Here is a 20,726-nt window from a genome sequence, read left to right as displayed (position 1 = left end):
CCATAAGACGTTTTTAACCGCAAAACAGCCCGCCCCGCGCCCTCCGTGACGAGGGCACCGGGCGGGCTGTGTGTTCAAGATTTCCCTGTTTTATTCGGGATATCTCACGATGCGGCTACTGGGCTTATTACTGGGCTTCGCGCGCCTGCTGTCGGCGTACACGCTCACGCACCGCGTCCTGGGTGGTGTCGTTGATTTCGCCGACAAGCTCCTCCAGCACGTCTTCGAGGAAGACCACGCCGAGGGTTACGCCCTGCTCATCCATAACCTGCGCGATATGGGTTCGGCTGCGCTGCATGGAGGCGAGCGCATCGTCAATATCGGTGGTCGGGGTGAGCGTGTCCAGGGAACGTAGCTTGTACCAGGGGAAGGGCTCGTCGAACCGCTCGGGGGCGATGGCGAGGGCGTCCTTCACGTGCAGGTAGCCCATGTAGGTTCCGTCGCTGTCGGTAATGACGAAGCGGGAGTAGCCGCTGCGTGCCACGGCGCGTTCCAGTTCGGCGGGGGTGCTGCCGAAGGGCAGGGTGACGAGCTTATCGCCGGGCACCATGATTTCGTAGACGTCCTTCTCGGTGAATTCGAGGGCGCTTTCAATCACGCCGGCGTCGTCTTCCACGGTGCCTTCTGCGGTTGAGGTTGCCACGATGGTCTGCAGCTCGCCCAGGGTGAAGGTGGAGGCGACTTCGTCCTTTGCGTCGACCTTCATGAGCGCCAGCAGCTTATTGGACAGGTTGTTCAGCAGGGCGACCACGGGGGCGAAAATCTTGGAGAAGGTCACCAGGGTCGGCACAATCCAGAGAGCCACACCGCGGGCGGCGAGGGTCACGGCGGCGTTCTTGGGAACCATCTCGCCGAAGATCACGTGCAGGTAGGTGACCAGGATCAGAGTGATACCGAAGGCGATTACGTCCACGATCGCGTGGGGCAGGCCGACCAGGTGCAGGGGCACCTCCAGCATGTGGTGCAGCGCCGGTTCTGAGACGTTCAGAATCAGCAGCGAGCAGATGGTGATGCCCAGCTGGCAGGTGGCGAGCATAAGCGAGACGTTCTCTAGCGCGTAGATGACGGTCTGCGCTCGCTTATTGCCTTCTTCGGCGAGCGGTTCGATTTGTGCTCGTCGGGTGGACATGATGGCGAATTCACCGGCGACGAAGAAGGCGTTTCCGGCGAGCAGGATGACGAGCAGTGCGATGGCTACCCAGTCGTTCATGCGTTGCCTCCCTTCTCGGTCTGTTCCTGTGCGCTAGTGGCGGGCGTGGGGGTGAATCGGATGCGGTCCACGCGGCGGCCTTCGAGGGTGTCGACGCGCAGGGTACCGCCGGGTACGGGGACGCTGTCGCCTACTTCGGGGATGCGTCCGAGCCGTTCCATCATGAAGCCGCCGACGGTTTCGTATTCGGGGCTTTCCTCAACCTCGAGCCCGGGGATGAGGGTGTTGATTTCGTCGGGGCGGCGCAGGCCGGAGAACACCCAGTCGCCGTTGCCGTAGCGCAGGGGGCGTTCGGTGCGGCCGCGGTCGTGTTCGTCGGAGACTTCGCCGACGATTTCTTCTACGAGGTCTTCGAGGGTTGCGATGCCCGCGGTTCCGCCGTATTCGTCCAGGACCACGGCAAGCTGCAGGGCGCCCTGGCGTAGCTGGGTGAGCAGCGCATCCAGGTGCAGGGTTTCGGGGACCTGCAGCACGTCTTCTGCGAGGGCGCCGGCTTCGAGGGTTTCGCGAACCTCCGGGGGCACGCCGACCGCCTTCTTCACATGTACGACGCCCACGATGTTGTCGTGGTCGCCCTTGTAGAGGGGGAATCGGGAGTGGCCGGTGGAGCGTGCCAGCTTGATGACTTCGGCAACGGGGGCGGTGTCTTCGAGCATGGCGACCTGGCCGCGCGGGGTCATTACTTCGGAGGCGGTCAGCTCGGAGAAGCGCAGGGTGCGGTCCACGAAGCGTGCCGCGTCGGAGTCGAGGGTGCCTTCTTCTGCGGAGCGGCGCACCATGGAGGAGAGCTCTTCGGGGGTGCGGGCGGCGGAGAGTTCTTCTTTGGCTTCCATGCCGAAGCGTCCGAGAATCCAGTTGGCGGATCCGTTCATGATGCGCACGAGCGGGGACATGACGCGGGTGAATGCCAGCTGCGCGGGGGCGACTCGACGCGCCACATCGTAGGGTTCGGCGATAGCGAGGCCCTTGGGCAGCAGTTCGCCGACGACCATGGAGAGCAAGGTTGCGATGAGCATCGCCAGCACCAGGGTGAGTACGTCGGTCACGCTGGTGGGCAGACCCAGGCTGCTGATGGCGCCGGTGGTGAGCGCCTTGATGGCAGCGTCGAGGGTGTAACCGGTCAGCAGCGTGGTGATGGTGATGCCAATCTGGCAGCTGGAGAGCTGAGTAGAGAGCGTCTTGAGGCAGCGCAGGACGGCGTCGGCTGCTTTATCGCCGGAGTCCTTTGCCTGCTGCACGGTGGCGGTTTCGAGTGCTACGAGGGAGAACTCTACGGCAACGAAGAAGCCCGTTCCCAGGATGAGGAGCAGGCCGATGAGTAGGAGAATCAGATCCACGCGGTCACCGCCTCCATCAACTGGTGCACGGTGCCTTGGGCCTGGCGGGGTAGCCCCGCAGTCAGGCTGTCCAGATGCTGAGCATCGGAGGTGGTGTTTTTGGGTGTTACAGTGCCGTGTTGCGCAGAGTATGCGGGCAGTATTCTGCGCTGGCTAGTAGTCAGAGTCTTACTCAAAGGGTCATCCATACCCCATATTTTAGCGAAGGTTTCGTCTCTTCCCGGTGCTGTAGAGTGCCTGCTCACACGTGCAAGACAGTACTTGTTGCGCACGCGGCTCATTGCTAATCCGTAAGAGTGAAAAATTGCATTGCGGATATAGCGCGATGAGCTGGAAAGTTCACCGTGCTTCTCTTTACACTTATACATAGGAGCATGAGTGTGCCGCCATGCAAGCGGATGAACCCCGACGTTCACGGCACGCTAGGCAGGTTTGTACGGTGCACACCCCGCACATACGGCCACCATCTTAGGCGATGCGCACATGCTCAGCGTGATGATTCGCCCCTCGAAGACGCGGGTCGTCTATGCCGGGGAGAGTCCCGGACGCGACGGATAAATTCACACTAATTGGAAGAGGCGTTTAACGTGCCAAATCTGCCAGAACATCTGGTGCCTGAGGAATTTGCCGGTAACGAATGGTTCGTTGAAGAACAGTACGAGCGTTACCAGAAGGACAAGAACCTCGTGGACCCTTCATGGTGGCCCATTTTTGAGACCATCGACAAGGCGCTGGGAGGCGCCGGTACCGCTAGTGCAGCTCCTGCTGCGGCACCCGCCGCACCGACTGCACCTGCCGCACCTGTAGCAACTCCCGCCCCCGCGGCACCGAAGCCTGCGGCTACGCCTGCTAACCCCACCCCTCCCGCTGCTACCAAGAAGGCTGAACCTGTGGAACCTGCTGAAGACAAGATTGTCCCCCTCCGCGGCCCTGCTAAGGCAGTCGTCACGACCATGGAAGAGTCGCTGACTGTCCCCACCGCGACCACCGTTCGTGCGGTCCCCGCAAAGTTGCTCATTGAGAACCGTGCTGCCATCAACAAGTACCTGGCAAGCACCCGCGGCGGCAAGGTCTCCTTCACCCACCTGATTGGTTACGCAGTAATTCGCGCAGTGGCAGCGATGCCTTCGATGAACGTGACCTACGGTGTGGACGAGAAGGGCAAGCCCGTTGCGATCCACAACGCACACGTGAACTTTGGTCTGGCTATTGACCTGCCCCGCCCCGATGGTTCCCGTAACCTGGTCGTTCCGAACCTCAAGGGTGCTGAGAAGCTGAGCTTCCGCGAGTTCTGGGATGCGTACAACGACATCGTTAAGCGTGGCCGTAACGGCGCGCTGACCATTGAGGACTTCCGCGGCACCACTGTTTCGCTGACCAACCCCGGTGGTATTGGTACCGTCCACTCGGTGCCCCGCCTCTCCAAGGGCCAGGCAGCCATCATCGGTGTGGGCGCGCTGGAGTACCCGGCTGAGTTCCGCGGCCTGTCCGAGAAGCTCATCACCCAGCAGGGTCTGTCCAAGATCATCACCCTGACCAGCACTTACGACCACCGTGTCATTCAGGGTGCAGGTTCCGGTGAGTTCCTGAAGCTGGTTGAGCACTACCTGCTCGGCGGCGACGACTTCTACGACGCAATCTTCCGCGACCTGAAGGTTCCTTTCGAGCCGGTTCGTTGGGCACGCGACAACCACGTCGATGACGCTCAGGAAATTTCCAAGGTTGCACGTATCCAGCAGCTGATTCACGCGTACCGCGTGCACGGCCACCTGACCGCAGCAACCAACCCCGTTGGTTACAAGATGCGTTCGCACCCGGACCTGAAGCTGGAGAACTACGGCCTGACCCTGTGGGATCTGGACCGCGTCTACCCGACCGGTGGCTTCGGCGGTTCCGAGCGTCTGCCGCTGCGCACCATCCTGGAGCGCCTGCACGAGGCATACTCCGGCTCCCTGTCCGTTGAGTACATGTACTCTGAGGACCCCGAGGTTCGCGCATGGTTCCAGGAGCGTCTGGAGCGCGGCGTTGCTAAGCCCACCCGCGAGGAGCAGTTGCGTGTTCTCTCCAAGCTGGTTGAGGCTGAGGCATTCGAGAACTTCCTGCAGACCAAGTACCTGGGTCAGAAGCGCTTCTCCCTGGAGGGCGGCGAGTCCCTGATTCCGCTGCTGGACGCTGTGCTGGACAAGGCCGCTAACAACGACCTGAAGGGCGTTGCCATTGGTATGGCACACCGCGGTCGTCTGAACGTGCTGACCAACATTGCTGGTAAGTCCTACGCTCAGATTTTCCGTGAGTTCTCCGGCACCGCAGCACCTTACGAGGGTGGCTCCGGTGACGTGAAGTACCACCTCGGTACCGAGGGTGTCTTCACCTCCGATTCCGGTAAGCAGACCCAGGTTTACGTGGCAGCTAACCCCTCGCACCTTGAGGCTGCAAACACCGTGCTCGAGGGTATCGTCCGCGCTAAGCAGGACGTCTACAACGAGCAGGGCGTTGAGGGTCACCCGGTCCTGCCGATCCTGATTCACGGTGACGCAGCGTTCGCTGGCCAGGGTATCGTCATGGAGACCCTGCAGATGGCTGACCTGAAGGCGTACACCACCGGCGGCACCGTGCACGTTGTGGTGAACAACCAGATTGGCTTCACCACCCTGCCGAACGACGGCCGCACCGCAACCCACGCTACCGACATTGCGCGCATGACTAAGGCTCCGGTCTTCCACGTCAACGCTGATGACCCGGACGCAGTGGTTCGCGCCGCACGCCTGGCATTCGAGTACCGTGAGCGCTTCGGTCGCGACGTTGTCATTGACCTGATTTGCTACCGCCGCCGCGGTCACAACGAGGCTGACGATCCGTCGATGACCCAGCCGAAGATGTACCAGGATATTGACGTCCTGCCCTCGACCCGCACCCTGTACGCACAGGACCTGGTCGGTCGCGGCGATGTCTCTCAGGAAGAGGCAGACGAAGTTCTGGACTCCTACCACTCGAAGCTGGACGCTATCTTCGTTGAGACTCAGTCTTCGGCACCGGCTCCTGCTGGCGCGCACGTTTCCGGTCTGGAACTGCCCGCATCCCAGCAGAACACCGAGGTCGTTCACGGCGGTAAGACTGCAATTTCCCGTGAGACTCTGCAGCACATCGCTGACGCGTTCGGTAAGGAGCCCGAGGGCTTCACCGTCCACAAGAAGCTGAAGAAGCTCATGGAGCAGCGCGTTGAGATGGGCCGCACCGGCAACGTGAACTGGGGTATGGGTGAACTGCTCGCCTTCGGTTCGCTGCTGATGGAGGGCACCGACGTTCGTATGAGCGGTCAGGATGTTCAGCGCGGTACCTTCGTTCAGCGTCACGCTGTTCTGCACGACCACATCACTGATGAAGAGTGGTCGCCGCTGGAGCACCTCTCTGAGGACCAGGGCAAGTTCCGTATCTACAACTCCTTCCTCTCTGAGTACGGCGTTCTCGGCTTCGAGTACGGCTACTCGGTGGAGCGCCCCGACTCGCTCGTGGTGTGGGAGGCTCAGTTCGGTGACTTCGCAAACGGCGCTCAGACCATCATTGATGAGTTCGTGTCTTCCTCCGAGCAGAAGTGGGGCCAGCGTTCCTCGCTGGTTATGCTGCTTCCTCACGGCTACGAGGGTCAGGGTCCTGACCACTCCTCGGCTCGTGTTGAGCGTTACCTGCAGCTGTGCGCTGAGAACAACATGACTGTTGCCTGCCCCTCGACTCCGGCTTCGCACTTCCACCTGCTGCGTCGCCACTCTCAGCACCGTCCGTACAAGCCGCTCGTGGTGATCAGCCCCAAGCAGCTGCTGCGTCTGAAGGCTGCTGCGTCCTCCATTGAGGACTTCACCGAGGGTTCGTTCCAGCCGGTGATTGGTGACCGTTCGGGTATTAACCCGGCTCAGGTTGAGCGTGTGGTCTTCGTATCCGGTCGTCTCTACTACGATCTGGAAGCTGAGCGCGAGCGCCGCGGCGACACCAAGACCGCTATTGTCTCGGTGGAGCAGCTGTACCCGCTGCCCGAGCAGGAGATCAAGGAGCAGCTGGCTCTGTACTCGAACGCTACCGACATTGTGTGGGCTCAGGACGAGCCGGCTAACCAGGGTCAGTGGCCGTTCATGGCTCTCAACCTGCAGCCGCTGATTGACCGCCGTATGCGCCTGGCTTCCCGCTCCGCAGCTGCTTCCCCGGCTGCCGGTACCGGTAAGCTGCACGCAGCTGAGGCTGAGGCTCTGCTCAAGCAGGTCTTCGAAGGCTAAGGTCTTCTACAGCTGATCGGCTCATGATTTAGCTCTTCAAAACCCGTCTTCCCGTCAGATGTTTCTGGCGGGCAGACGGGTTTTTTAGTCTCGGATGCTTACCGGATAGGGTATTAAGTTCGAAAAGAGGCCGGTAAGCGCTTATCCTAGATATAAAGACTATTACTCACGTGCCTTGCCGCCTCTCACGGCGGGCGCATACTGCAGAAGAAAGAATTCCGTGGAGCAACGCAATATTCGAATTGTGGCAGTCGGCGATGACCTGCTCGCCGGTGTTGGCGATCCCCGTACCCTCGGCTGGTTTGGCCGTGTTATGGCGCGCACCCCGCAGACCACCGCATCCATTGCGGCATATAACCTTGCCGCCCCCAATGAAGGTAGCGAGCAGCTGAATGCACGCTGGTTCGAGGAGGCGCGCCGCCGCTTCGTTCCCGGTGCTGATAACCGCCTCATTATTGCTCCGTCGACCTTTGACATTGATTTGGGTCTGACCAGCGCTCGTTCGCGTTTGAACCTGGCGAACATTGTGGACATGGCGTCGCAGAACAACATTAAGGTTCTGGTTGTTGGTCCGCCGCCGACCCTGGACGCTGAGCGTAACCGCCGTATCGCTGACCTGTCGGCGGCATACGCGGATGTGGTGACCCGCCGTAACCACGTGTACGTGGATACGTTCAACCCGTTGCTTCACCACGAGCAGTGGCGCAACGACCTTGCCGCTAATGACGGCCGTCCGGGTCAGTCCGGTTACGGTCTGATGGCGTGGCTGGTTCTGCACCGCGGCTGGTACAACTGGCTGAACATTCCTGAGCACGGCTAAGAGCCCGCTCCCCTAGTTGGACCTGGTCGAAAGGGCGAAGAGACACGAAGAAAGTTCGTGTTTTTTAGCTCATATCCCGGTTCCAAGATGCAATCATGCCGTTTCTATGAAAAAATAGACGGCGTTGCCCTTATAGCGTGGAGCACCGGTTTTCGGTGACCGCCTCTGCTAGGGCAGGTAATAGGGGGCACGCACCGCGAAGGTGGGGCGTGCATCCATGAACACTATAAGGAGGCTCTGATGAGCAAGCGCGGTCGTAAGCGCAAGGACCGTCGTAAGGGCGGCGCAAACCACGGTAAGCGCCCCAACGCATAAGGTATCTTGCATACACTTTAAAACCCCGGCGTTTCGGATATTATTCGGACCCGGGGTTTTGCTTTACCCGCAGATGTTTGTGCGCATTCTGCGGAATAAAGAGAAGAATTCTACGTTATGGATGTGAACGCCTGGCGCGTTCCTGTAGAGGAGAAACATGGCTGAAACCAACACCGCGGCGGATACCCGCGAGCTACGCGAACGCTTTACCGCGGACGCTATGCAGTATGTGGATCAGCTCTACGCTGCTGCCCTGCGGATGAGCCGCAACTCTGCCGATGCTGAAGACTTGGTGCAGGAAACCTACATGAAGGCTTTTGCTTCGTACCACCAGTTCACCGAGGGTACGAACCTGAAGGCGTGGCTGTACCGCATCCTGACGAATACGTACATCAATTTGTACCGTAAGCGTCAGCGTGAGCCGCAGCAGTCTCAGGGTGAGACGGTGGAGGATTGGCAGCTGGCTCAGGCCGGTGAGCATGATGCGGTGGGTCTGCGTTCTGCTGAGGTGGAGGCGCTGAGCGCCTTGCCGAATACGGAGGTTCGTGAGGCTCTGAACGAGCTGTCTGAGGATTTCCGCATGGTGGTGTACTACTCCGATGTGGAGGGTTTCGCGTACAAGGACATTGCGGAGATTCTGGATATCCCTCTGGGCACGGTGATGTCTCGCTTGCATCGTGGCCGCCTTATTCTGCGTGAGAAGCTGCTCGATTATGCGCGTGAGAACGGTCTGCGCCCGTCGACCATCGCAAAGGTAGAAGCGAAGGCTGAGGCGAAGGCAGCCGCGAAGGCGAGCGCTAAGGGGCAGCCGGCAAAGGCTACCAAGGGCGCTAAGGGCACTAAGGCGGCCAAGGGCGTAAAGTCCCCGCCGGCGGACTCTCGTTCCGAGGCGCCTGCGGATTCTTAGCTTCGCTCTTCTACACGTGAGCTAGCCCCCCCCCATGCGGTTGAGGCTAGACTCCCCTAACGCTTTATACCTTCCGTGTGAAAGGAACCCCGATGTCAACCACAGACAAGAATTCTTCTGTCCCCGAAGCCTCCGCGGCTTCTGAGCCGCTGGAGGATTGCGGCGGACAGCCCTGCTCGGCGACCCTCAAGCGCCTCTACGAATTCCTCGATAGGGAGCTGAGCCCCGAGCAGCTGCGCACGGTTCAGGCGCATCTGGATGCCTGCCCCGAGTGCGCGGATGTGAAGGACTTTGAGCTGATGATTCGTGAGAAGATGCGTTCTTCGTGCGCTCAGCAGGCGCCCAAGCAGCTAAAGGCACGTCTGCTGCAGGATGTGCAGAAGTTCTGCGCCGAGGCTAACCTCTAAGCTGCCTCAGGCTCTTACCCCGCTGGGGGTATAGACATCTGATGATGAGTGAAGGCGGTGCACCAATAACGGTGCCCCGCCTTCACGCGTATTGTTTTAGTTCGCGCTGTCTGGTCCGTGTTGCCTGGCTCGCGCTGCCCATCTCATCGCTGGAGCCCTCAGCGGCTCGCAAACCCTCAACCGGTAGAATAGGGGTAGACGTCAACCGGCGCAGCGTCTCTGAGTCTGCGCCCTCCCCATGATTTGAACCAGAAGAGGATGTATGAGCGACGCAGCAGTGCAGCTTTCCCCCGGTGATTGGCCCGCTCCCCTGGCACCCGCCTCCAGCGAAGCCGCTGGCAAGAACGCGCTGGTGCATATTCCGGGTTCTAAGTCGCTCACGAACCGTTATCTGTTGCTTGCTGCTCTGGCTGATTCCCCCTCGTATTTGCGTGCGCCGCTGCATTCGCGCGATTCGGCGCTGATGATTGAGGCGTTGCGCCAGCTGGGTGCGGGTATTGAGCTGGTTCCGACCGATTCGCCGTTCGGTCCGGATGTTAAGGTTACTCCCCTGAGCTTTGTGGAAGCGCATTCCGCACAGGCTCAGTCCGATTCCGCTCAGTCGCGCACTGTGTCGATTGAGTGCGGCCTTGCCGGTACCGTGATGCGTTTTGTGCCCGCTCTGGCCGCGCTGTTGCCGGGTGAGTTCGCTTTTGACGGTGACCCGCATGCTCGTCAGCGTCCGATGGGTCCGGTTCTGGAGGGTCTGCGTCAGCTGGGTGTGCAGGTGGATTGTGAGCAGGGCGAGAACGCTCTGCCCTTCGTGCTGCGCTCCCCCGGTCTGGCGAGCGTAGAGGGTGTTTCTGAGGCGCCCGTGGTTCGTATTGATGCTTCGACGTCGTCCCAGTTCGTTTCGGCGCTGTTGCTGATGGCGCCTCGCCTGCCGCAGGGCATGGTGCTGGTGCACGAGGGTTCTTCGGTGCCGTCCATCCCGCACATTCAGATGACCGTGGAGGCGCTGCGCCAGATGGGTATTCGGGTGCAGGAGCAGTACCCGAGCCAAGGCAACGAAGCAGAGAGCGGCGAGTACCGTTGGACGGTTCACCCCGGTTCTTTCCCCGGCTTTGAGATGACCATTGAGCCGGATCTGTCGAATGCCGGTCCGTTCCTTGCCGCTGCCGTGGTGACCGGCGAGTCGGTGACTATTCCTCACTGGCCGGCACCCGCGGATGATTCTTCGGCAGGTACGACCCAGGTGGGCGATATGTGGCGTGAGCTTCTGCCCGCGCTGGGTGCGCAGGTTCGCTACGCTGAGGGCCGTCTGACCGTGACCGGTCCGGCGCAGCTTCCCGAGGGTGATTTCTCCTTTGACCTGTCTGCCGGTGGCGAGCTGGCACCGACCATGGCAGCTGCCTGCGCTTTCGTGAAGGGCCGTGTTGAGCTGACCGGCATTGCGCATCTGCGCGGTCATGAGACAGACCGCCTCGCCGCGCTCGCCGCTGAGATTAACCGTCTGGGAGGTGCCGCCCACGACACCGCCGATTCGCTGGTGATTGAGGCGCCCATCCCCGCTGATACTGACGCTGAGCAGGTTCTGGCGCGCACCTACGACGATCACCGCATGGCAACCTTCGCTGCGATTATTGGTCTGCGCCGCCCCAATGTGGTGGTGCAGAACGTAGCCACCGTGGCTAAGACCATGCCCGAATTTACCGCAATGTGGGAGGACATGCTGGCGCAATGGCAGGCTGGCGCTTCCACCGCTGACGTTACCGCCGACCAGGAGGTCTTCTAAATGGGTTCTTCCCGCATGAACGTGCGCGATTTCTCCGAATGGGATGAGTCGGATGTGCGCGTGCGCCCAAACAAGAAGGGCTCCCGCCCCCGCACGAAGGACCGCCCGACCTTCAAAGAAGCGATTCGTGGCAGGGTCATTACGGTGGACCGCGGCCGCTGGTCGGTCGTCGTTGATGAGGGTACTGAGAAGGAGCGTACCCTCATTGCGGCGCGCGCTAAGGAGCTGCGCCGCACCGCGATTGTGACCGGTGACTTTGTGGATCTGGTGGGTGATACCTCCGGCGCGAAGGATACCCTGGCGCGCATTGTGCGGCTGGGCGAGCGCACCTCGATTCTGCGCCGTAGCGCCGACGACACCGACCCGTCGGAGCGCGTGGTCGTGGCGAATGCTCAGCAGCTGGTGATTGTGGTTGCTGCGGCGAACCCGGAGCCGCGCACCGGCTTCATTGACCGTGCCGTGGTGGCGGCGTTTGACGCCGGGATTGAGCCGATCCTGTGCATTACGAAGACCGATGTGCGGTACCCGCAGAACCTGCTGGATTACTATGCGGCGAGCGGTTTGAAGATTGTGCTGTCTTCGTCTTCGGATGGTTTGGCGCCGAGTCAGGAGGGTGCTGCCGGTTTGGAGTCGGCACCGGTTCAGGAGCTTCTGCAGGAGCTCCTGGGTCAGGTGTCGGTGCTTCTGGGCCATTCGGGTGTGGGCAAGTCGACCCTGGTGAATGCGCTGACCGGCTCTGAGCGTGCGACCGGTCATGTGAACGCCGTGACGGGCCGTGGCCGCCACACGTCCTCGTCGGCGTTGGCGTTGCGTCCGGTGAATGCGAATGGCGACCCGATGGAGCCGGGCACCTGGATTATTGACACTCCGGGTATTCGTTCTTTCGGTCTGGCGCATGTGCCGCCGGAGACCGTCGTGGAGGCGTTCGTGGACTTGGCGCCGGGTGCGGCGGATTGCCCGAAGGCGTGTACGCACGCGGCGCAGGCTCCCGAGTGCGGTCTGGAGGCGTACGTTGCCGCCGGTCGTGCCGGTGAGAGCGGTCCCGCCCGCCTGGAGTCCTTGCGTAAGCTGCTGCTGTTGACTCCTGAAGAGGGCGATTCGGAGAAGGAACTGGGCGCTCTCGTCTAGGTTCCCTCCCCTGCATTACACACAGCACTGCACACACATTTTTGCTGACTACATCACCGATTCCTGAAGAAGAGCATTACTATGAGCCGTCCCCAGCAGTACACCGACGATTTGCGTCTTGCGCATATTCTTGCCGATAGCGTCGATCGTGTGAGCGCCATGCGTTTCCGTGACCGCCCGGTCTTCTCCCCCGCATCCGAGGTGATAGAGCCCGCCGAGGCGGCACCCGCCGCGGCACCGTTGGCACCCTGGCAGCAGGCTACTCAGCAGCCCGCGGAGCCGCAGGTGCAGGAGCCTGCCGATTACGCCTCGGATGTGGCTCAGGAGGTTGAGGAGCTTCTGCGCGCGCAGCTGTCGCGTGTGCGTACTCGTGACGGTATTGCCGGTGCGCATGCCGGCTATAACGGTCAGGCGCCGCGCCAGTGGGTGATTGCGCCGATTGCTGAGCCGGATAATTTTCGCCGCGGCGTGCCGGTGTGGGCGACTCTGATTGCTTTGCTGGATCAGGGTGAGCCGGTGGTGGGTGTGGTGTCTGCACCCGCGCTGGGTCGCCGCTGGTGGGCTGCTCGCGGTTCGGGCGCGTACACGGGTAAGTCCTTGGCGCAGGCGACTCGTCTTGAAGTGTCTTCGCTGACTCAGCTGGATCAGCTGTCTGCCGCGTACACCGACCTCTCCTCCTGGAAGGCGGCCTCTGAAAGCGCTGTGGACCGCTCTGGCGAGCTTGTACAGCTTCTGTGCTCAGTAGGTCGTTCCCGCGCGTACGGTTCGTTCTGGGCGGCGTGTATGCTCGCTGAGGGTGCCGTGGACACCGTCGTGGACGCATCCCTGTCTTTCTACGAGGTGGCGGCGCTACTGCCGCTGATCCGCGAGGCTGGCGGCGTCGCCTCCACCCTTGAGGGCTATTTACCCGAGCACGCGGGTGTTTCAGCCGCCGGTGTGCATCCGGTGTCCCTGGTGGCAAGTAATACGGCGGCGGTCCAGCAGCAGGTGCTGGAGGCGCTCGCACCCCGATCCTAGTCTGCCCCCCTCCCCGGTGACGGTGACAATATAGCGAGGCGGCGGCTTTCCGGTAAGTGGAAAGCCGCCGCCTCGCTATGTATCGCTATGAGAGCAAATAAGCCTGTTTAGGACAGCATCGTGAGGGTGCCGAGCAGACCCAGCAGGCTCAGACCCGAGATGATGTACGCCAGAATATTGAAGGTCGTCATCTTCGAGGTGTACTTGGTGGTGTGACCGGCGTTCACCTTCGCCGAGTAGATGGCAAGCCAAATGGACACGCCCACTGGGATCAGACCCACGAGCAGCAGAGCAATGACCATGATGTTGGGGCTCAGGCTCAGGCTGGAGCTATAAGCAGAGGAGCTGTAATCGCCGGACCTGGTCCTTGCCTCAGCGTGGAGTGCCGCGACCTGAACCCACGCGTAGAGGGTCAGCGCCAGGGCACCCAGGGAGGCACCGAACGCGCCGATGGAGTAGAAGTAGCCGGGGCCGCGGAAGTCGCCGGTGGTCTCGCCGTAGGGGCGGCGGTGCTCAGCCGGTACCCGGTAGATGTCCGGGATGCGCTGGTAGCTGTCATCGCGGTCGCGCACGTTAGCGGGTGCCACGCCCAGGGCGGGTGCGGGTGCTGCGCCGAGGGGAGCGCCGGGTGCGACGCCTGCAGGTACCGGCTGCGGGGAGTTTGCGTTATTCTGCTCCGGGAAGGAGGGGGCGGGAATCTGGTTTTCCATGGTGTGTCCTTGAGTGGTCGTCATAGCGGCTGTGTAGCTACCGCGTCGTAGCGGTGGCGTCCCTATGACCGGCTATTCTGTGGCTCGTTTGGTGGCTCTGTGGTTGCTCTCGAATGTTGCCGGTGAGCTTGAATGAACAATCAACGCCGAACAACGATATCTACCCTTCGATACTACGCCATAGGGTGCGTTTTCGCCTTCTCTGATGGCGTTCTCATTACAATGCGGTCACCTGAGCACCCTCGGGCACGCCGGTACACCCCAGAACAGACCGACAATACAGACCGACAATTGGGCATAAAAATACCCGGCAGGTGACGCCGTGGGGCGTCCTGCCGGGTGGTAGAAACCTACCGCGGTTCTTCCTCTGGATTGGAACCGATAATCACCGCCGCACCCCATACGGGATAGCGGACGGTTGGGAGATCGTGGAGATGCGGGGAACGCGGTGTTCGTCAAAGACCAGGTGTTCTGTGGTGCTGATGGAGCAGGTGTTTTAAGACCAAACCAAGATAAAAGACTCATATATTACCTTTATATACAGCAAGATGTGGCAGCAGTTTTAAAACTGCTACCACATCTCGTTGACCACTTAGAAACTTCTAAGCGATGTTTTACACACTAGGTCCTTTAGGGAACTTTGAATCACTCTCAAGCGTCCTTCTGGCTGCAAAAGTGACCAAAAGACCTCCTAAAATTGCACTTAGAATTGATACTGGATCGAAGAACTCCCAGTCTCTGGCAAATGAGATAATCACCCAGAACACCGGAACAATAGTGAGAAAAAATCCTAGTGTAAATATATTCTTCGCACGCATTCGACCTCTTCCAAGGCTGGTATTACGGAGGCCACCATTGCTTTCTGTGAGACAACGGAGGATGCCGGATATTTTGTCGGTATCTACGACTCTACTGTTTCCAGCTCAGTCTTGGGCTCCCATTCTCAGGAGCAAAATCATAGTGATTGATGCAAACCTTCCGACACGCCAGTTATAGTAGGATAATCCTTATCTACATCCAATTCGTCCGAGGAGCCTGTGCTGATTTTGCCGTCTACCGACATAAGCATAAATAAAGTTGTTATAGGTCTGCTCATTTTTCAACCTCGTGTACTCATACTATTTTATAGAGACTGTCCATGTATCCCCATCGACCAGGTACTGAAATTCCGTCAGAGCCGGATCGTTTATTACTCGCATCAAATCCTCAAAATCATCGACCGTGTTTATCTCTGATAGGCGATTGCTTTCCACCCATTCCATCTGACCCTCGTCAGAAGACATGACCGTCCCGCTATATTCGTTAGTCCTGAACAAAATAACAACATAGCGTCCGTCCTTGATTGGAAATTGCTTCACACCCACAAGCCGTGGATTCTTTATATCCAGCCCCGTTTCCTCTTTCATTTCACGGATAACCGCATTAACGAAAGATTCTCCCGGTTCCACATGACCGCCTGGAAGCGTATATCCCTGCCAGTCATTTTTTACTCTGTTCTGAAGGAGCATTCTGTCCCCATCCGTGATGAGACACAATACCGTCAATTCAACATTTTCCGTTCTGCTCATATTATTCTCACTTCTTCTTTTTCGGAACAGGAAGTTCTTCGTACATCGCTTCCAGCAATTCACAGAGAAACTCTTTAATCTCAATCACCCAATCAATGAAATCATTGATTGCCTTCTGATTGTCCGTCGTGTTCATCTTGATGTTGGAATACTCCTCCAGCAGGATGTCAATCTTCGTGTTTTGGTTGCGGCACTCTCAAGCGATTTCGACAGAACCGAATGAATCGCCGTATGAAACATCTGATAGCCCATATCCTTGAGCCTATGAGGATGCGTATGTTCTTGAGCAGTTCATCGACTTGGTCTTTTTTGAGCACGATGCGGCTGGCCTTGGTTTCCAGCACGACGGCGGGGTTGTTCACGTTGTCGGGCAGATACCACCCGTCCGGCTTGTCCGCCACACCCTTGAAGCCCACCCGGTTGAACGTCATGAGCTGTCCGACGCCAGAGACGACCCCCGGCCTGTCCACGAAGTCGAGGATTCCCCTGGCCTTGTCGCGCACCTGATCTTCGGTAAGGTCCTCCGCCATCGCCGCTCCTTTGCTACCCATGTCACAATAAATCGGTCGATTCTGAACCCCTAGGAACAATGTAGGCTGCTGGGTTCAGTAAGCCTCAGAATCTGTCCCATAATCGGTGTCTGACCACCTGAGTGTATCATCATTGACAACATTATCGATATCAAATACTTCTAGCGGGGAGGCAAGACCCAAATTACCATGTGGGCGACGGATATCGGGCTGAGGCTCATAGCAAGGCAAAGCTGAAAACCTTCCTATCCGAGACATTGATGGTGCTGTACTCAAAGCGTGCATTTCGCTCATAGACAGCCCCATCGAAATAGCACACATCTTTGTCGAGTCAGCTGTGCCACTCATCCTTATTTTCGTCAGTGAGGTAGTCTCTGAATGAGGACCAGCTACCCCGATATCGTCCCTCGAACGGATGAGGAGAGATAGACAGGCCCTCGAAGTCAACGACATATGAGTCGTCATTCTCTGATGGCGTTCTCATTACGATGCGGTCACCTGAGCACCCTCGGGCACGCCGGCCCCCCGGAACGGACTGAAAATTGGGCATAAAAATACCCGGCAGGTGACGCCGTGGGGCGTCCTGCCGGGTGGTAGAAACCTACCGCGGTTCTTCCTCTGGATTGGAACCGATAATCACCGCCGCACCCCATACGGGATAGCGGACGGTTGGGAGATCGTGGAGATGCGGGGAATCGAACCCCGGTCCGATGTGGCGTCAACGGGGCTTCTCCGTGCGCAGTTTATGCGAACGCTACTTTTCGGCTCCGGTACTTGCATAAACACATATACCGACGAACCTAGTCACGTAAAAGTCCCGCTAACCCCCGCAACAAGGGCTAGCAGCAGTGGCCTTTTAAGTCGATGCCGGTAACTGAGCCAAAGGCATGCTCAGGCCGACAGACGGCAACTCGCGCTTAGGCAGCGAGTGCGAAGTCAGTGCGCTTAGATTCTGCACTTAATTTTTTGCAGAGGGCGTTAACGAGATAACCCTGCATCCTCGGCACGCTTCACCCATCTCAACTCACATCGTCGAAACCGATCATCCCCCTATGCTTTTATCAAAAAGCCCACCGTCCTCTGAAAGTTTTCCTCGACATACCTTGATGCCGCGGTGCCATTCAAACACGGTAGAGATTCAGTATAACTAAGATGTTTAACGGCGTGCAAGTCACCCACCCCGCACGCGCAGCGCTCTCACTGACAGAGAACGCTACCAGAGAAGAGTGCTAGCGCGCCTCCGCCACCGAAACATCCGCCGCCGCTAGCACCAAAAAAACACGGCGAGCGCAGAAAATCACGGGCACAGAAAACGGGGTGAGGCACCCCAGAAAATCTGGGATCCTCACCCCGTTCGCGTACCGCGCTGGGTAGCCAAAATTAGGCGGCTAAGACTTAGCGGTGAGCCGGAACAGTCATGCGGTTGTTCGGGTTATCACCAATCTGGCACACCACGTTACCGTGGCCGTCATCGGTACCAACTTCAAGGCACTTCTCAGCAGTCTGAGCAACAGAAATGTACACGAAGAGCATGCACAGCGAGAACAGGACAGCCACCGCGCCGGTTACGATACCGGTAATCGCGAAGCCCTTACCCGCACCAGCTTCCTTGACCTTCTTCAGGGACAGGGCGCCCAGAATAATCGCAGCGATACCCAGCAGCGCACCAAATACGAAGAAACCGGTCACGACGCCCACAATACCCAGAATCATCGCAGCCAGCGCCATGCCGGGAGCCTTCTTCACAATGGGAGCCGCATACGGGTAACCTGCGGGCTGACCGTAACCATAAGCGTCCTGCTGAGGCTGCTGCTGGTAAGAGTTCTGCTGGTAATTGTAGTCAGCAGGCTGAGCCTGGTACGAGGCTTCCTGGCCGTAACCGTACTGGTTCTGCTGAGCGGGCTGAGCCTGGTAGGATGCGTCCTGACCGTAGCCGTACTGCTGCTGACCGTAGGTGTTCTGTGCCGAAGCACCCTGGGCAGCGTTCTGGCCGTAAGCATTCTGCGAAGAGGGCTGCGCACCAAACTGGCCGTACTGGCTCTGCTGAGCCGAAGACTGCTGGCCCGAGTTCTGCTGCGCCTGGCCGTAGCTGTTCTGAGCGGATGCGCTCTGACCGTAGTCCTGGCCGTAAGTATTCTGAGCCGAAGGAGCCTGGCCATAATCCTGACCGTACGAGCCCTGGGCGGAAGAATTAGGCTGCTGAGCAGCGTAGGGGTTCTGCGCGTTCCCCTGGTTGTTTCCGTAGTTATTCTCAGACATCCGTCGTTCTTTCCTTCACAGTTGCAGCGAACAATTTATACTCGCCCAACGCACCATTGCGCGCTGAGTTCGGTTCCATTATATAAATAAGCTGTCATTTGGGTCATCTGTGAAGTTCAAGATTTCAGATTCAGCGCCCAGAATCCACCAATCGGGCAGAATCAGCGCCGAGAAAGAACAAGGGACCGAATAGTTCAACACTATTCGGTCCCTTCACATCTCTATATGCTCAACGCGGCTTAGCGGCGGACAGCTTCATATTCCTTAGGGCTCATCGTCATGGTTTCACCATGAACGGTGCACACATAGTTACCGCTCGAATCCTGCACCGCATTCTCAGCGCACTCGCTGAGCATGCCAATGCCAATCAAGCCCAGAACCAGCACAACAACAGCAACAATCATGCCCAGCGCACCGGTGACAATACCACCAATCGCCATGCCCTTACCGGAGGCAGTGCCGTTCTTTACCTTCACCAGGGCAACAATACCCAGAATCACGCCGACCAGACCCAGCGCGCCACCGAAAATCAGCCAGCCAGAGAGCAGACCAATAATACCCAGAATCAGCGAAGCAATCGCCAGAGCCGAGCTCGGAGTCGGCTGGTAGCCGGGGTAGCCGCCCTGCATGTTGTATGCGGGTGCCTGCTGCGGTGCGGGGATGAACTCGCCCGGGTTCTGCTGGTAGTTCGGGTTCTCAGACATGTGTCTCCTCAAAAACGTATGGTGCTCGCGGTACACCGCGAATTTTCAACCATTATACGCGAGGAACCGCGCCCCGCCCCTACAGGCAGTCACCGAACCAGCGGTGCATCCCGCCGTTGCCTCAGCCCTAGCCGAGGTTGCGGTAACGCATCGCGCGGCGCGCCTCCAGGTCATCCTGACGCTCACGCAAAGCCTGACGCTTATCGTACTCACGCTTACCGGTCGCCAAAGCAATCTCAACCTTCGCACGACCATTCGAGAAGTACAGCTTCAAAGGAACCACCGTGTAACCAGTCTCCTTCAGCTTCTGCGCCAACTTATTAATCTCAGAACGATGCAGTAGCAGCTTACGGCGACGACGAGCCGCATGGTTCGTCCACGTACCGTAACCATACTCCGCAATATGAATACCCTCGAGCCACAACTCGTTATCGGTCACCTGGCAGAAACCATCCACAATGGACGCCCCACCATCACGCAGAGACTTCACCTCAGTACCCAGCAGAACAATACCCGCCTCATAGGTATCCACAATGTTGTAGTTGTGGCGAGCCTTCTTATTCTGGGCAATAATCGCGTTATTCGGGTCCTTCTTCGCGTCTTTCTTCTTTTTCTGAGCCATCACTCAATCCTTATACGTCTTAGCTCTCTTCAGCCGCGCGCCCCGAAGCACGCCAGCGAATACCAGCATCAATAAAGGCGTTCAAACCGCCATCCAAAACATTAGAGGTATTACCCTCCTCATAGCCGGTACGCAGATCCTTCACCATCTGGTACGGATGCAGAACATAGGAGCGCATCTGGTCACCCCAGCTTGCCTTAATATCACCGGCAAGCTCCTTCTTCTTCGCATCCTCCTGCTCCTTACGCAACAGCAACAGGCGAGACTGCAGCACACGCAAAGCCGCCGCACGGTTCTGCAACTGCGACTTCTCATTCTGCATCGACACCACAATACCGGTCGGCAAGTGAGTCATACGCACCGCCGAATCCGTCGTATTCACCGACTGACCACCCGGGCCCGAGGAGCGGAACACATCCACCTTAATCTCAGACTCGGGAATCTCAATAGCATCCGTCTGCTCAATCAGAGGGATCACCTCAACCGCCGCGAACGAGGTCTGGCGGCGGCCCTGATTATCAAACGGCGAAATACGCACCAGGCGGTGAGTACCCGCCTCCACCGACAGGCGACCAAAAGCATACGGCGCGTTCACCTCGAAGGTCACCGACTTCAGGCCCGCCTCCTCAGCGTAGGAGGTGTCCAGAACCTTCGTCGGGTAGCCGTTCTTCTCCGCCCACCGCAGGTACATGCGCAGCAGCATCTCCGCGAAATCAGCAGCATCCACGCCGCCGGCGCCCGAACGGATCGTCACCACAGCCTCACGCTGATCGTACTCACCCGATAGCAGCACCAGCACCTCAAGCTCTTCCAGCTTGGCGCGGATTTCACCGCACTCACGCTCAGCATCGGCGAGCAGCTCGGCGGCAGTCTCTGCATCCTCCGCTTCGGCAAGCTCCACCATCACCTCAACATCATCAATGCGAGAAGACAGCGAACGCAGACGATTCAGCTCCGACTGCTTATACGACAGTGCGCTCGTCACCTTCTGCGCGTTCTCCACGTCATCCCACAAATCGGGTGCGGCAGCCTGCGCAGACAGGTCCTCAATGGCGCGCTCAATCCCCTCAATATCGCTCACAGCAGCAATAGAGGTGAAAATCGCGCGAAGCTCTTTAATCTCAGCAGAAAAGTCGAAGGATGCCATAGCTTT

The 20,726-nt window shown here is 58.9% G+C and carries 17 protein-coding genes and 1 other RNA gene; 8 read left to right on the top strand and 10 right to left on the bottom strand.

Annotated features, from left to right (window positions below; genetic code table 11):
- Positions 1 to 127 precede the first annotated feature (127 nt).
- The gene (locus O3649_RS01970; protein WP_070819486.1) at positions 128 to 1,210 is read right to left on the bottom strand and encodes a hemolysin family protein; all 1,083 of its coding nucleotides are present in this window, start codon (positions 1,208 to 1,210) and stop codon (positions 128 to 130) included.
- Complete coding sequence (locus tag O3649_RS01965) at positions 1,207 to 2,547, bottom strand: hemolysin family protein (protein ID WP_371572515.1); 1,341 nt, start codon at positions 2,545 to 2,547, stop codon at positions 1,207 to 1,209. The genes O3649_RS01970 and O3649_RS01965 overlap by 4 nt, the downstream gene beginning before the upstream one ends.
- Before the next feature lie 587 nt (positions 2,548 to 3,134).
- On the opposite strand from O3649_RS01965, the gene O3649_RS01960 reads away from it, so the two are divergent.
- The 8 genes from O3649_RS01960 to O3649_RS01925 all read left to right on the top strand — a co-directional run bounded on the left by O3649_RS01960 (position 3,135) and on the right by O3649_RS01925 (position 13,180).
- Complete coding sequence (locus O3649_RS01960) at positions 3,135 to 6,812, top strand: multifunctional oxoglutarate decarboxylase/oxoglutarate dehydrogenase thiamine pyrophosphate-binding subunit/dihydrolipoyllysine-residue succinyltransferase subunit (protein ID WP_371572513.1); 3,678 nt, start codon at positions 3,135 to 3,137, stop codon at positions 6,810 to 6,812.
- A 220-nt stretch (positions 6,813 to 7,032) separates the two neighbouring features.
- A complete protein-coding gene (locus tag O3649_RS01955; RefSeq protein ID WP_005505446.1) occupies positions 7,033 to 7,632 on the top strand; it encodes a GDSL-type esterase/lipase family protein in 600 nt (199 codons plus the stop codon).
- 240 nt (positions 7,633 to 7,872) lie between these two features.
- On the top strand, positions 7,873 to 7,947 hold the full coding sequence (locus O3649_RS01950; RefSeq protein WP_095343185.1) for a 50S ribosomal protein bL37: 75 nt from the start codon (positions 7,873 to 7,875) through the stop codon (positions 7,945 to 7,947).
- 157 nt (positions 7,948 to 8,104) lie between these two features.
- Entirely contained in the window at positions 8,105 to 8,854 is a 750-nt protein-coding gene (locus O3649_RS01945; RefSeq protein ID WP_371572511.1) for a sigma-70 family RNA polymerase sigma factor, read from the top strand.
- A 92-nt stretch (positions 8,855 to 8,946) separates the two neighbouring features.
- Positions 8,947 to 9,261: a mycothiol system anti-sigma-R factor gene (gene rsrA, locus O3649_RS01940; protein ID WP_314938000.1), complete on the top strand. Its 315-nt coding sequence runs from the start codon at positions 8,947 to 8,949 to the stop codon at positions 9,259 to 9,261.
- 262 nt (positions 9,262 to 9,523) lie between these two features.
- Complete coding sequence (gene aroA, locus O3649_RS01935; RefSeq protein ID WP_371572509.1) at positions 9,524 to 11,035, top strand: 3-phosphoshikimate 1-carboxyvinyltransferase; 1,512 nt, start codon at positions 9,524 to 9,526, stop codon at positions 11,033 to 11,035.
- A complete protein-coding gene (rsgA, locus tag O3649_RS01930; RefSeq protein WP_049342178.1) occupies positions 11,036 to 12,163 on the top strand; it encodes a ribosome small subunit-dependent GTPase A in 1,128 nt (375 codons plus the stop codon).
- 81 nt (positions 12,164 to 12,244) lie between these two features.
- Entirely contained in the window at positions 12,245 to 13,180 is a 936-nt protein-coding gene (locus O3649_RS01925; RefSeq protein ID WP_371572506.1) for an inositol monophosphatase family protein, read from the top strand.
- 107 nt (positions 13,181 to 13,287) lie between these two features.
- Here O3649_RS01925 and O3649_RS01920 read toward each other — a convergent pair whose 3' ends face one another.
- The 8 genes from O3649_RS01920 to prfB form a co-directional block, all read right to left on the bottom strand.
- A complete protein-coding gene (locus O3649_RS01920) occupies positions 13,288 to 13,890 on the bottom strand; it encodes a hypothetical protein (protein WP_070738811.1) in 603 nt (200 codons plus the stop codon).
- A gap of 1,118 nt (positions 13,891 to 15,008) precedes the next feature.
- Positions 15,009 to 15,458 carry an 8-oxo-dGTP diphosphatase gene (locus O3649_RS01915; RefSeq protein ID WP_049333302.1) on the bottom strand — a complete coding sequence of 150 codons (450 nt, stop codon included), beginning with the start codon at positions 15,456 to 15,458 and terminating at the stop codon, positions 15,009 to 15,011.
- Positions 15,459 to 15,625: 167 nt separating this feature from the next.
- Complete coding sequence (locus tag O3649_RS01910) at positions 15,626 to 15,988, bottom strand: hypothetical protein (RefSeq protein WP_065425615.1); 363 nt, start codon at positions 15,986 to 15,988, stop codon at positions 15,626 to 15,628.
- A 677-nt stretch (positions 15,989 to 16,665) separates the two neighbouring features.
- Positions 16,666 to 17,038: a transfer-messenger RNA gene (gene ssrA / locus O3649_RS01905) on the bottom strand.
- A gap of 345 nt (positions 17,039 to 17,383) precedes the next feature.
- Positions 17,384 to 18,247 carry a DUF4190 domain-containing protein gene (locus O3649_RS01900; RefSeq protein ID WP_070543751.1) on the bottom strand — a complete coding sequence of 288 codons (864 nt, stop codon included), beginning with the start codon at positions 18,245 to 18,247 and terminating at the stop codon, positions 17,384 to 17,386.
- Between the two features lie 239 nt (positions 18,248 to 18,486).
- Entirely contained in the window at positions 18,487 to 18,951 is a 465-nt protein-coding gene (locus O3649_RS01895) for a DUF4190 domain-containing protein (RefSeq protein ID WP_049354298.1), read from the bottom strand.
- Between the two features lie 127 nt (positions 18,952 to 19,078).
- A complete protein-coding gene (smpB, locus tag O3649_RS01890) occupies positions 19,079 to 19,573 on the bottom strand; it encodes an SsrA-binding protein SmpB (protein WP_005508591.1) in 495 nt (164 codons plus the stop codon).
- 19 nt (positions 19,574 to 19,592) lie between these two features.
- Complete coding sequence (gene prfB / locus O3649_RS01885; protein ID WP_070615000.1) at positions 19,593 to 20,720, bottom strand: peptide chain release factor 2; 1,128 nt, start codon at positions 20,718 to 20,720, stop codon at positions 19,593 to 19,595.
- Positions 20,721 to 20,726: the final 6 nt, after the last annotated feature.

The organism is Rothia sp. 27098_8_29, from assembly GCF_041432785.1.
Taxonomy (GTDB): Bacteria; Actinomycetota; Actinomycetes; order Actinomycetales; family Micrococcaceae; genus Rothia; species Rothia mucilaginosa.
Note: the sequence above shows the minus strand (reverse complement) of the source record. Positions and strands in the feature narration are given on the sequence as shown.